General features: G+C 36.5%; 11 protein-coding genes, 1 tRNA gene and 1 pseudogene. 10 read left to right on the top strand and 3 right to left on the bottom strand.

The genetic code is table 11. The features are described from left to right. Window positions 1-43: 43 nt before the first annotated feature. Both QFZ28_RS19835 and QFZ28_RS19830 read right to left on the bottom strand, forming a co-directional pair. A complete protein-coding gene (locus QFZ28_RS19835; protein ID WP_307196243.1) occupies window positions 44-514 on the bottom strand; it encodes a hypothetical protein in 471 nt (156 codons plus the stop codon). A gap of 84 nt (window positions 515-598) precedes the next feature. Beyond that, entirely contained in the window at window positions 599-1,027 is a 429-nt protein-coding gene (locus QFZ28_RS19830; RefSeq protein WP_307196242.1) for a DUF2621 domain-containing protein, read from the bottom strand. 422 nt (window positions 1,028-1,449) lie between these two features. On the opposite strand from QFZ28_RS19830, the gene QFZ28_RS19825 reads away from it, so the two are divergent. The 8 genes from QFZ28_RS19825 (at window position 1,450) to QFZ28_RS19790 (ending at window position 10,279) form a co-directional block, all read left to right on the top strand. Continuing rightward, complete coding sequence (locus QFZ28_RS19825; protein ID WP_307196241.1) at window positions 1,450-2,403, top strand: tyrosine-type recombinase/integrase; 954 nt, start codon at window positions 1,450-1,452, stop codon at window positions 2,401-2,403. Between the two features lie 100 nt (window positions 2,404-2,503). Then, window positions 2,504-3,610: a restriction endonuclease gene (locus QFZ28_RS19820; protein WP_307196240.1), complete on the top strand. Its 1,107-nt coding sequence runs from the start codon at window positions 2,504-2,506 to the stop codon at window positions 3,608-3,610. 2,627 nt (window positions 3,611-6,237) lie between these two features. Then, window positions 6,238-6,489 (top strand): hypothetical protein, encoded by a 252-nt coding sequence (locus QFZ28_RS19815; protein WP_307196239.1) that lies wholly within the window; start codon window positions 6,238-6,240, stop codon window positions 6,487-6,489. Continuing rightward, on the top strand, window positions 6,489-6,968 hold the full coding sequence (locus QFZ28_RS19810; RefSeq protein WP_307196238.1) for a helix-turn-helix transcriptional regulator: 480 nt from the start codon (window positions 6,489-6,491) through the stop codon (window positions 6,966-6,968). Before QFZ28_RS19815 ends, QFZ28_RS19810 begins: the two co-directional genes overlap by 1 nt. Window positions 6,969-7,126: 158 nt before the next feature. Then, a complete protein-coding gene (locus QFZ28_RS19805; protein ID WP_307196237.1) occupies window positions 7,127-7,957 on the top strand; it encodes an HNH endonuclease in 831 nt (276 codons plus the stop codon). 59 nt (window positions 7,958-8,016) lie between these two features. Continuing rightward, window positions 8,017-8,814, top strand: a complete 798-nt coding sequence (locus QFZ28_RS19800; protein WP_307196236.1) for a hypothetical protein — start codon at window positions 8,017-8,019, stop codon at window positions 8,812-8,814. Between the two features lie 200 nt (window positions 8,815-9,014). Continuing rightward, window positions 9,015-9,111, top strand: a tRNA-Sec gene (locus QFZ28_RS19795). 187 nt (window positions 9,112-9,298) lie between these two features. Beyond that, complete coding sequence (locus QFZ28_RS19790) at window positions 9,299-10,279, top strand: tyrosine-type recombinase/integrase (RefSeq protein ID WP_307196235.1); 981 nt, start codon at window positions 9,299-9,301, stop codon at window positions 10,277-10,279. Window positions 10,280-10,338: 59 nt separating this feature from the next. Here the strand turns inward: QFZ28_RS19790 and QFZ28_RS19785 are convergent. Next, window positions 10,339-10,767, bottom strand: a pseudogene (locus QFZ28_RS19785) (aminotransferase class V-fold PLP-dependent enzyme); the annotation flags it as partial. 122 nt (window positions 10,768-10,889) lie between these two features. Here QFZ28_RS19785 and QFZ28_RS19780 point away from each other — a divergent pair. Both QFZ28_RS19780 and ctaG read left to right on the top strand, forming a co-directional pair. Further along, on the top strand, window positions 10,890-11,711 hold the full coding sequence (locus QFZ28_RS19780) for a LysR family transcriptional regulator (RefSeq protein WP_307196234.1): 822 nt from the start codon (window positions 10,890-10,892) through the stop codon (window positions 11,709-11,711). Between the two features lie 106 nt (window positions 11,712-11,817). Next, window positions 11,818-12,693: a cytochrome c oxidase assembly factor CtaG gene (ctaG, locus tag QFZ28_RS19775; RefSeq protein ID WP_307196233.1), complete on the top strand. Its 876-nt coding sequence runs from the start codon at window positions 11,818-11,820 to the stop codon at window positions 12,691-12,693. Window positions 12,694-12,876: the final 183 nt, after the last annotated feature.

Raw genomic sequence — 12,876 nt, 5'->3', positions numbered from 1 at the left:
TATTAAAAAAACGCTCAGGGTATAAAAAGTCCTGAGCGTTTCTTTAATAACGATATCTTCTTATTTTATCAAACAAATACTGTACTCCATATAAGATATAGGCTTTATAGTGTAAGTAGAAAAAAAACTGAATATGATTTAACCGATTGAGACGGATAATTTTAAGCTTTTTAAAAACATCAATGAAAAAGAAAGCAAAGGCGCTATCAGAAATCGCATTGAGTAACACAAACTTCTTAAAGTTTCCATTCGAAATTTTGAGCAGCCACATCGAAAGTGGCATATAAGGACCAACACTAAAAGGAAGTTCATCTCTGATAAATGATTTCTTCTTATCGTAAAACTTCCACCAATTCCGCTTGTGTCCATACAAATGATTAATGATTTCAAAAATAACAATAAAAACGCCTGAAAAAGAATAACGTTTAAAATCACGCTTTCCTATAAATAACAATGACAGCCAAGGAATCAATATTAATAATAGATTAAATATCTTATGCCTCTTTGTCGCCATAAGTGTTTTCACCTCTACCTACATTTAGACTCCTTATTTAAGGTATCCAATATTATGAAAAAAAAACCGTCAACATTGGACGGTTTAGAATAAATGCTCATAAGGAGCTACATCAATTCTATTTTCAAAAAGCTTTTTACGTAAAAATTTATGATCTCTTTTTGGTGTGGCTTGAATGTAGCCGCGGATTACAAGGTCTTCTGTAATTTTAGGTACTTTCTCATTAAGCGCAATCTCGCCAATCTTACCTGCTATTTTGTGCCTAGCTACATCACGGAATAATTCAGGAACCGGGCTGACCAAATCTTCTAGAAGAGCTTTCTCTTCTTCCCCCCAAAGATGTTGGGATTCATTGACATAATATTCTTCCCAGTCCATCACCGATTTGCCATCGTCTTTTGGCATTCTCTTAAGGAACTTACGAAACATAAAAAATCCGCCAATCGCCATAGCACCAGCAAAAGCAAAAATCCATATTAATATAAACCAAAGAAACCAACCTGTTAATTGCATTGTTTTCACCTACACGATACTATTTTCATCTATTTATTATAGTCTGTAATCAGGTGAAAAGACAAGTCATTGCCTATAGCATCAAGGAAAAGGCGAGCTCTAAAGAAGGGGTGCAAAAGTTGTCGAAAAAATGACAAAATCACCAACACTATTGATTATTACTATATTCCATTGTATTATGATTACAAATGATAGTTATCTTTTTTACCATAATAATTCTGGGGCTGAATGGGGTACTGGTGTCCCCCACAGTCTTCAAAACCATGATAGAGTTTGAGAGACCTAACCATTGATACATAGGGGTTTTAGTCGTCGAAACTAACCCAGTCTTTTGCATTTTCAAACGAGACTGGTTGAGTACGAGAAGCCGAAACCGTGTGACCCCGTGACCTTCAAATATTACTTATTTGGAGGTTTTTTGTATGCGGAAAGGTACTAGGAAACATGGTCGTGTTACAGCAACGAGGAAGGTAACAGAGTCGTTTACAATGGTTGAAATGTTCGAGCGGTTCATGTGGTTCAAGAATAGTGAAGGTCTAGCTCCAAGAACCGTTGAAGAATACGAGATACACTTTCAGTGGCTGTGTGATTACTTTGGGAAAGATTTATCACGAGAAGAAATGACAACGGAAGCTTTTCTTGGCTGGGTTGACTTCATGGTTCACGAGAAGCAACTGAAACCAAACACGGTCAACATTAGGATTAGAACAATGAGAGCTTTCCTTCGATATTGCTTCATGGAGAACTTAATTGACGAACCAATCCACGAGAGATTTAAACCAGTGAAGGTTGCAGAGGAACAAATAGAAGCTCTTTCTGTTGCAGAAATAAAGTCTTTGCTCAATTCATTCGAGGAGTCAACCTTTGCTGGGTATCGTGATAAGGTCATGACTATGGTCTTGTTAGATACAATGGTTCGTATCTCTGAATTACTAGCAATGAAGCGTTCAAATGTGGACTTTAAAGCTGGTACTATCAAGTTGGAAGCTATGAATACTAAGACCAGAAAAGCTCGTGAAGTACCACTTTCAACAAAGACCATGAAGCTGTTGAAAGAGTACATGGACGAGTCAGCAGACTTTGGGGAAGACCTATTATTCCTTACCTATGACGGAAGGGAAATGCTGTCTAACACTTGGAGAACACGACTTCATGAAGTTGCTGAATTATCTGGTGTAAAGAAAGCTGTTCGTCCTCACATACTAAGACACACTGGAGCATTACTTTATATTACAAATGGAGGAGACCCCTTCAGTTTACAAAAGATACTTGGTCACACAGACATGTCAATGACTAGGAAATATGTGAATATGACCAACTTAGACGTTAAGAGACAACATAATAGTTTTAGTCCATTAAGACATGTTTTCAGATAAGCTTTCCCTTGTTGGAGAGCTTTTTTTTGTTGTTTTACAGCATTTCTGGTAAGTAACATATGGTATTATTGTAATAGGAAGATTTTAGGGAGTGAGAACGTTGAGTTTAATTTCAAAGAGAAAACTTTCTGAAGCTGTTGGCTGGTCAGAAAGCGGTGGCAGACGTTGGATTAACTTTTTCAAAGACTACATTCCGCATACAAAGTCAGGTAATACCATTTTATATAATGATAGTTCAGTCAATGTTTTAAAGACTATCAAACAACTTAGTGAGAATGGTCTTACTCAAAAGGAAATTCTTGAAATCATTAAAGAAAAAGGACTTCCAAAAGATACTACCGAAGTTAGTGAAATCATTAAAAACGTAAATTCTAATCCGAGTGACATACCTCTATCAAGAGAAATAGTGATACCATTTCTAAACGTAATAAGTGACGGAAAGACTTACACTTCTAGTTACATAACAGACCAACTTACAAAGGTTTTTAACCTTACTGAAGAACAGAGAACACGTTCTTATGAGAACAGCAAAGACTCGATTTTTATAACACGGATAAGACAGGCGAGGTATGGTTTAAAAAAGTCAAGTTACCTCGAAGAAGTAAGCCAATCCACTTATCAAATAACCCAAAGTGGTTTAGCTTTACTTAACGACAACCAACATGAAATTCAAGAAGAGCTTGAGGATATGGAGGAAGTAATTGACCCTTTTGAAATAATGGAAGACAAATTTGACGAGATTAGGAAAGACTTAGCGAAGTCCATTATTCAACAAGTTAAAAAGGCACACTGGAAGAAGCTTGAATACATAATCGTTGAGCTATTAATGGCAATGGGTTACGGAGACGGTAAAATCACAGGAAAAACTAATGACGGTGGTATCGACGGAATAATTAAAGAAGACAAACTGGGTTTAGACAACATTTACCTTCAAGCTAAACGCTGGGATAATTCTATCGGTAGGGAACTGGTTCAAAGTTTCTCTGGTGCTTTGGACGACATGGGAGCAAAAAAGGGTGTCTTTATTACAACTTCACACTTCACGAAAAATGCTATTGATTATGCTGAAAGATTACAAAGCAAGAAGATAGTTCTCATTGACGGTGAAACTCTTGCAAAGTTAATGATAGACTTTGACATTGGAGTTTCTGTCAAAGAAAAGTTCGTCGTTAAGAAGATTGATTTTAGTTACTTTGACGAGGAATAATAACGTTTTTGAACAGAGCTTCCGCAAGGGAGCTTTTCTGTTTATTCCCCAATGTAACACAACGATCGAAATTGGTTACATTCAAGATTTACTCCGAAACTTCACTCACTCACTCTGCTCCAAACCTCTCTATATTTACATGTTTCAGAAATGCGGTCATATTGCTGGTTTCTGGTTGTACTTGGTTCCTTGGGTAAGGTTCCTAGAAGGAATATCCAAAGGTTCCTTACTGGGTTCCCTTTCTTACAAATTTATTCAATGGAGTCATATCAAGTTGTCTATCTTGGACTACTATATTTTTAGAAATATAGCTGGTGTTGTATCAGCTTCTATATCAGCGAATATAGTAATCGAAATAGGTTAATCCAAGCTTGAGACTATATGACTGCTGGGTTTCTTGAATTTGTTTAGAATGTACCCCAGTTTTCAAAAAATTTATAAAAATATTTATTCAGATTTTGCTCTTGGACGGATTGAGAAAACCTTGATAGGGGCTATATCAAGGGAACATGTCTCATTTTATCGTGAATCCGAACTTGTATTTTAAAATGACTTCCGACACTGAACTATCTGAAACTATTCGACTTATTTTCGACATTGAAGAAGGTACAGAAGAATAAGAAGGATTTTGCCTACACAAAGTCCCTTACCTCTTACTCTCCCAAGGGTTAGAGGGACTTTTCTTATGTTCACTTTTTGCAACATAGATAGGCTAACATGTTCACTTTTTGCAACATAGACTCTTAAAATATGACATTTGATTGGTATCATATTTGTCACTGGAATGTAAACTACACAGAGACTCAAAAATTTTGCATAGCCATTGATGACATAGGAGGAGGACAAGTGGACTGGAGTGGTAGGGGTCTAGCTGGGCTTCTGGGTCTTTTCCAGAGACTTGACAAAGCTTTTAAAATGTGCTTCTAGTTCGTCCTTCCTAGTCCAATATCTGAACCAGCTGGAGTCACAGGAGAGAGCTTGATACCACAATGTTTTCAATGTAACTCTTTTTACAATGTTATTGCTCAACGTAAGCAATTATCAATCTCTCATAGTCCATTACTCTTGAACGTTACTGTTTAGCTGACTTACATATTACGTATACCAGCTCACTGAAGCTCACCAGAAGCTCTACAGTCAATAGTCCCCGTCCTCTTATAACGTCGGTAGTCATTAGCTCCAGACACTAACCAGAAGCACACTTAGAAGCTCTTCCAGTGTCGTTTGACATTACTCTAGGATTATGCTTCCACTCGATACAATACATATAGTGGTCACAAAGGTAATGAATAATGTTCACACCCTCGGACTTCCACATTGACCAGACTGGGAGTTTCACATGGTACTCTGGGATTAAAAATCTTAATTGCAGACCTTTACATTATAAGGGGACGAGTGGACTAAGATTGTTAGTCTCCTTTGACTGGTACTCTAGTAGTTCCAAAAACACAAAACTGCGTAAAATAATCATTTTACGTAATTATCTATAGTATGAATATGCAACTCTATACAGCAAGAATAGCTTTAAATCAACGTTCTTTATGATTGGTTTTATGCAAAAGAGGAATTTTGAAGCTGTCTTACTCCAAAGTTGGTCAAATGAATGAGATTTTGTATAACAATTTTGTTGGTTTAAAGGACTTTGTTATGTAACACAATTCCCATTCTGTTACATTCGTTTTTGAAGGTCACTCTGGTTCGTTGTCATATTTAGCTGACATTAGACCTCAAGGTATGTTCCTTTGAAATGTACCCATGTTTTTGAAAGTTGGCTCCACTAAATTCATTATCAGCTGATTTAGAGTCATATTTCTGACATTGCTAACTATTCACTAACCAACCTTTCCTAGAATCTGGAATCAACAAATACACAATCACATGAAGTTTTCAGATACCACACAAACGTCCTCGACACGTTCAACGCTTCGCTACGGTCGGAACCAAAAAGCGGTTCCTCCCCTTCTTCCAGTGTTCCTCTTTCAATATATCTATCTATTCGTTCTTTAGAGGTTAGACGCTGAAACCGTTGGTATTACTGGCCTTTTAGAGCATTTTAGGAACTTAAACTTCCTAACTTTGAATAAGTAGCTTGCTAAATGTTCTTGGAGCTAGTGTTTTTCTAGCTTCAAGGACATTTGGAACACGGTGTTTAACCAATGTCTTCAACACTGTTAAAAACAGTTTTTGCTCTTTTCAACGAAATGAATGACCATTCGTTACAATCAGAAAAATACCTCGCTGCTTTTCATTGTTCATTGAGAGATAAAGAGAATAAATTTCACACTCAAAACAGCTGTAACCGTTGGGGCTGTAGGGTTGAAGGCTGTTTTTTAATGGGACACACAGTCGGTATATTAGGGGTAAAATGGGACTCTGAATCGGTATATTTTTTATGGTCACAGGAGAGGTCATAATCCGTTGTAATAAGTATCTAAAATTAATCACACAAATATGGTTGTAAAAATACCTTACAGCTCTACTTATAGGTGTAACAGGACATATACCATTTTTGGTTCGGAAGTAAACAGCTGAACTTCCGTCCCCTTCTTAAAATCCACTGGAGTCCAACTAGGACTCTGGTTTTTTAATGGGGTCATATCACACAAAAATACTAGGAGGTAATTTCAGTGAAAAAATTATCCAAATACGAATTTAAAGGAATTAGAGAATGTCTTGGGTTCACAATGGTTCAATGGGCAGAGGTGTTAGGTGTGTCGCTTACCACTGTACAAAAGACCGAGTCAAATGGAGCAAGTGGTTACGAGGTAACTGAACCATTAGACCGTCGAGTTAAAGCAAAGCTGGAAGCAATGAACCAAGACATTGAGAAGCTTCTTGAAGTAATCCATTCAAGACCAATGAAAGGAGAGTCTAACTAATGAACAACGATCGAATGCAACAAACTGAATTAACTGATTTAATTCCAGAGCATTACGCTGGTGTTGACTTAAACATTGACGGTTATACACTTACTCCACGACAAAGAGAAATAGCTCTGTTAATGGCTACAAGGTCAATAACTGGCTTAACTCAACAAAAAATTGCTGACCACTACGGTATCAGTAGTGTAATGGTGTGGAAAGAAACGCAAGCTCATGGGTACAAAGAGTTCCAGCAAGAATTAATCATGAAGCTATACGGTAATCTTTTTACTGAAACCGTGGTCGGTATGCACCAAATGTTACAAGACTCAACAACTCCTAAAGCTCTGAAAGTGAAGCTGTATGGAATGGTTTTACAAGCTCATGGTAAAGGTGGAAACGGTGTTGTCGTCAATGTTGACCAGACTCGTAAGGTTACTCTTGAAGACCTTGAACGTGAAGTAATTGAAATGGAGAGGGAACTGTTAGGAGATTAAGAGTCTCCCTTGCGATATAAGGGAAAGGAGGGGCAACAACCAAAAATGGTGATATTGGCAACTGGATTTATCTTAGGTCATATGATTTATCGCATTAATCATTTTCAACGAGACCGCAAATACAAAAATACAAAAATCTAAAATGGGAGTGTTCTGTTATGAAAAATTTTATGAAAATCCAAGGCAATGACTTAATTATTTTGGTACAAAGACGAAACGGTGAGAATCACGAGTACACGTTCGATAAGGACGATTTTCACTTACTTGAAGGGAAGTCACTTTATATTCATAACAAGAACGGAGACCTTGCTTTTACTCAAAAAGGTAACCGTGTTTACGTCAAAGATTGGCTCTTAGGACTTCCAAATACTAAGGTAACGTACTATGACGGAGACCCAAAGAATCTTAGGAGGTCAAACTTAACTTCTTACGGTATACGCAACCAGCATTATATCATTGACGATACTCTGGTTGTGGAAATCAAGTCAAAGGGAATCGTCCATAGGGCATTGTTTGACGCTGATATGAAAGACGCTCTGGACTTACTAGATTGCAAGTTTTCTATGAATGACGGTGGTTACGTTGTCACTACTGTTGACGGAAAGATACTTCGACTTCATAGATACGTTGCAGAACTAAGTTGGGGCAAAGAAGCTCTTGAAGGGAAGGTACCAGACCACATAAAAGGGATTAGACACGACAACAGGATTAAAGAACTACGTCCAATAACTAAAGCTGAAAACGTTGCTTCAAGACACAAAACTTCAGCTAAGTCTGGCTTTCCAAACGTCTATGATAATACGAATGGGACTTATCAAGTGTTCTACTATGCTGGTTGTAAGTACAACAAAACATTTACCGACGAAATTGAAGCTAAAAAGTATGCTTACGTTGTTCGTCCGTTCACCTTTGACCAAGAGACTTACGTTAAGAAACGTCATGAGACTGTTGGTAGTATCGAGAATCTGAAAAAAGCAATTTCAAAATAATCTAATCAACAGACCTAGCTCACACGAGTTGGGTCTTATTTAATTTGGAGGACACAACAATGAATGAAGATAAATTGATTGTCGGAAAAGAGTCTGGTCAAATCTACGGTGAAGTTGACTCGACTAAACAAATCTTAAAGATTCAATCCATTAATCAAATTGAAGCTTTCGGTAAATTAACAAGGTCAAAGGGCTTTACCTTCAGTCAAATGGGTAATGTTCACGAAGTCATTTCTAGCTTGAATACAACTCAATGTGGTTACTTGTTAGTTTTAATCACTTACATTGACTATGAAGGGACATTGAGGAACGCAAACAAGGATAAAACCCCAATGACTCGAAAAGACATTGAGGTGACTCTCAAAGCTAACAGAAAAGCTGTTTACCGCTTCATGACGGTATCTGTAGAAGAAGGAATACTGATTGAAGACAATGGACTTTTCAAAGTCAATTCAAGGTTTCATTTCAAAGGTAATTCTAAAAATAAGGAGTTGGTCAAGGTCATGTCAACAACGGTCAGAAAACTTCACAAAGAGCATAAAATCACGGACATAGGTCATTTGTATAAAATCCAAGCACACGTCCATATCACTCGTAACGTACTGGTTAAGAATCCTAATGAGAAGAACATAGACAGCCTAGAATATTTGAACAAGGAAGAACTCGCTTCAATTCTTGAAGTCTCCACTGACCAGCTAAGTAAGACATTGAGTCGGTTGAAGGTGGACGGTCAATTATGTGTTGGTCAAATTAAGATTGGACGTACTGTCAAATTCGTTGTGAATCCAGACATATTCAATCGAACAGCTTCAACGAAAGACGAAACATTAAGGACATTATTCAGAGCAAAGAAGTAAAGGTCACAGCTAAAACCAGACTCCGTTGGAGTGATTACCAAGTCACTTCACGGAGGTTTTTTATATTCACAGAACGGACATTGACCAATGCAACAAATTATATTAATATTGTACTCGAAGGTCACGGACAAGACTGTGTGGGTTTTACAGTCGAAACTGCATGGGTAGACCTTTCAAACGCTATTGTATCAACATTATCTGGGGCTGAATGGGGTACTGGTGTCCTCCACAGTCTTCAAAACTGCTTGAGACCTGCGTGCCAGGTCTGGTGGGTTCGATTCCCACGCAGTCCCGCCAATCAAACTCAATCATATCAAGGGTTTAAGCTGTTTTTGTAAGTATTTTTTCAACAGTTGAACCTATGATTCAAGAGTGAAAAGTCACCAGTATTTTTTCTAAAATTTACATAGTACTAGTGCGACTGATTTTGTGTGTACTAGTGTGTCAAATCCACCAAATTCTGAAATGAGAGGTGGATTTTTTTATGCAATCTGTTAGAAAATCTCAGCGGAAAGGTTCAAGAAGTGCTCAGAATATTAAACGGTTTAAACAAAGTGAACAAAAGATGACTCTATTTGAAATGTTTGAGAGATTTATGGTCTTCAAACAAACTGAGGGTTTGGCAAAGCCTACAATCCAAGGCTATTATGAACATTTTTATTATCTCAATGATTACTTAGGAGGAGATGTTCCTAATGAAGAAGTTACTGTGGAATTGTTTCGAAATTATATTGGATATATGCTTAATGATCAGGGTTTAAAGCCAACTACTGTTAATGTACGTATTAGAACAAATCGAGCTTTCTTACGACACTGTTTTCAAGAAGGATGGATTGAAATACCTATTCACGAAAAATTCAAGCCTATTAAAACCCCAGAAGATGAAATCCAATCTTTTACACCAGCTGAAATAAAAGAGTTACTGAATCAGATTGATGATTCAAGGTTCGTAGGATTTCGTGATAAAGTGATGATCTATGTATTATTAGATACAATGGTTAGAATATCAGAACTTCTTAATATGAGGAGAAGTAACGTGGACTTAAAGAGTGGGTATATCAAACTGGAACCTCATGAAACGAAGACAAAGCGTAGCAGAAGCGTACCAATCTCAACAAAGACAATAAAGCTTCTTGAAGAATATATGAGCGAGTCGGACGACTTCGGTAGTGAATACCTATTTGTTTCGTATGATGGTAGAGAAATTCTTAGTAATACATGGAGAAGAAGGCTAACAGAATTAGGTGAAATGGCCGGAATATCTAATAAGAGAGTGTCCCCCCATACTTTTAGGCATACAGGTGCATTATTCTATATTATGAATGGTGGTGATCCATTTTCTTTGCAAAAGATATTGGGGCATAGTGATATGTCAATGGTTCGAAAATACATTCAAATGACAGATTCAGACGTTAAAAGACAACATAATTCCTTTTCTCCACTTAGAAGTATATTTGGAAGATGATGATATAAGTTAAAGTTTTCGTAAAGAAATTTTTACTGTAATTGAATGTTAAAGGAAAATGGGATGTACTTGAGAATTGCTCCTGTTTTTTTAGCTGCTTGCTGCCAAGGAATAAGATTACTGTGGTGCTCCATTGGAGTAATTAAGATTTCATCCCCCTCTTTTAAAAACTCCCTTACATAACACTGAGCAACCAAGTTTAAAGAGGCCGTTGTTCCTTTTGTAAAAATGATTTCTGCCGTTTCCTTTGCATTTATAAAATTTTTAACCTTCTCTCTTGCACCTTCGTAAGCATCTGTAGCTTTTGTTCCTAAAGTATGAACTCCTCTATGTACATTAGAATTGTAGTTTTTATAATAGGAGTCTAATGCATCTATTACCGCTTTTGGTTTTTGGGAGGTGGCAGAACTATCTAAATAGACTAAGGGGTGACCATTAACATGTTGATTTAAAATAGGAAATTGTTCTTTTATTTCTTTTATGTTCATGGTTGATTCTCCTTTACGATATATCAGTGGTTTTATATTCTTTATTTTTACAGTATTTAATATATAATACAAATATAATTATCCTTATATAATCATAATAAAAATGTTATGGATGTGGAACCATGAATACAAACCATTTGTCCCTATTCAAGAGAGTAATAATGACAGGAAGTATAAGTCAGGTTGCAAAAGAAATTCATGTTAGTCAACCAGCGATTTCAATGATGCTTAAACGGTTGGAACAAGATGTAGGTGTACCCTTGTATACAATCGTTGGAAGAAATATATCTGCAACAGACGCGGGCCTCACCTTAATGGAATTTGCCGAATCAATACTCTCTCTAGAAGAGCAAATATATCGGTCAATGGAAGAGTTTCGTCAAGGAAGTCGCGGGAAAATAGTGGTAGGAGTTTCGCAGGTTATTGGTACATATTTATTACCAAAAATCATACTTTCCTTCAATGAAAAACATTCAAATATCACTGTTGACTTAGAAATTAGGGCAGATCATGATATAGAGAGTTTAGTTCGATTGGGGAATGTTGACATTGGTATAACATTAACACCGCCTGAGGATCATTTTTCTTTACGTGTAAGGAAAATAACCGATGATCAATTAATAGGGATACAACCTCCATTTACTATTGATTCAAATACTATATTTGTTCCTTCAGACATCCCCATTGAAATAAATGAGCAAATAGGAAATCAAACAAAGAGCATCTTTTCAACAGAAGCTGTAAAGCATTTTGTTATGGAGGGTATGGGATATGGAGTCATATTAAAGTCAACCGTAGAGTTGGAAGTTTCTTGTGGCAAGTTAAAGTATTGGGATGGATACGATTCATACTCAGTAACAACCAATGTCATGACACGTCCAGCAGAACGTCTGTCTAAAAGTGTTTGGTTCTTTCTAGATCATTTAGAAAGCATAAATACTTAACCAAACAAAAAATATTGATAGGAAAATTGGATGGCTGAAATAGCATGGAAATGGATGATTTAATCTTTGGACTTTCTATTATCATAGGAATAGGAGGGACTGAAGTATGGCAATATTTTATTTATTTGACTTTCGCTCACTATGGAGCCCATTTTTTGCCTTGAATTTATTCTTGATATTGTTACTTTATTACTTAATATCAGTGAAATATAGGAATTGTTTTAAACAGAGTGAGCCTCTTACAAAAAAACAGGCAGCCAATTTCACAGGATTTATTCTCCTATTGTATCTGATTAAAGGGTCGCCAATTGATTTAATGAGCCACATGATGCTGACGATTCACATGGTTCAAATGGCTTTTCTCTTGTTAATTATGCCAATTCTTTTTATTAAAGGGATACCAGATTGGATATGGAGAACTGTGTTAGATATTAAGTTGATAAAGCCTTTGTTTCTTTTCATCACTAAACCTTTGATTGCTATGCTTTTGTTCAATGTTTTATTTTCATTCTACCATATCCCGATAATACTAGATTTTTCAAAAACGAATAACTTCTATCATGCTCTCATGCATTCACTATTATTTTTTCTTGCCATTTTCATGTTTTGGCCAGTTCTAAATAATATAAATGGATCCAAAACAATGTCAGGGATTCTTAAGACAGGGTATATGTTTGCAAATGGCGTACTAATGTTACCAGCTTGTGCGTTAATTATTTTTGCAGACATACCATTATATCAGACTTATTCTAACCCTGAGACATGGATCAATGCATTGGCTTTATGCGCAACACCGTCATCATTGTCGAGGCTTGGTTCCGTCGGGCCAGAGCTGTTGAAAATATTTAATCCATTAGGTTCCCTCCAGGATCAAAAGCTCGGAGGAATACTAATGAAGACGGTACAGGAAATTGTATATGTGGTTATTATTGCTCAAATTTTTGCTGAGTGGTACCGTAAAGACATAAATCGTCCCTTTTAACTCTTTATTTCAAAAAGCTTGTGAAGGGTCTCACTTAAACTACTATGAAAATAAATTTTCCTAGAATGAAAAAAAGGCAAGGGAGTTTAGTTTAACAAGGAATACATATTGGGCTTTAGAATGGCACCTATTTTAATAGTTAAAACCTTTTAGATTAGGTATTTAGGAATTGTTATATTTTGG

The sequence above is a fragment of the Neobacillus niacini genome, assembly GCF_030817695.1.
In the GTDB taxonomy this organism is placed as follows: Bacteria; Bacillota; Bacilli; order Bacillales; family Cytobacillaceae; genus Neobacillus; species Neobacillus niacini_F.
This window is presented reverse-complemented; position numbering and strand designations above follow the sequence as displayed.

Bases quoted from the DNA above. Each gene is read 5' to 3' on its own strand.
- QFZ28_RS19835 (WP_307196243.1), bottom strand. From the start codon at position 514: ATGGCGACAAAGAGGCATAAGATATTTAATCTATTATTAATATTGATT.
- QFZ28_RS19830 (WP_307196242.1), bottom strand. From the start codon at position 1,027: ATGCAATTAACAGGTTGGTTTCTTTGGTTTATATTAATATGGATTTTT.
- QFZ28_RS19825 (WP_307196241.1), top strand. From the start codon at position 1,450: ATGCGGAAAGGTACTAGGAAACATGGTCGTGTTACAGCAACGAGGAAG.
- QFZ28_RS19810 (WP_307196238.1), top strand. From the start codon at position 6,489: ATGAACAACGATCGAATGCAACAAACTGAATTAACTGATTTAATTCCA.
- QFZ28_RS19805 (WP_307196237.1), top strand. From the start codon at position 7,127: ATGAAAAATTTTATGAAAATCCAAGGCAATGACTTAATTATTTTGGTA.
- QFZ28_RS19800 (WP_307196236.1), top strand. From the start codon at position 8,017: ATGAATGAAGATAAATTGATTGTCGGAAAAGAGTCTGGTCAAATCTAC.
- QFZ28_RS19790 (WP_307196235.1), top strand. From the start codon at position 9,299: ATGCAATCTGTTAGAAAATCTCAGCGGAAAGGTTCAAGAAGTGCTCAG.
- QFZ28_RS19780 (WP_307196234.1), top strand. From the start codon at position 10,890: ATGAATACAAACCATTTGTCCCTATTCAAGAGAGTAATAATGACAGGA.
- ctaG (WP_307196233.1), top strand. From the start codon at position 11,818: ATGGCAATATTTTATTTATTTGACTTTCGCTCACTATGGAGCCCATTT.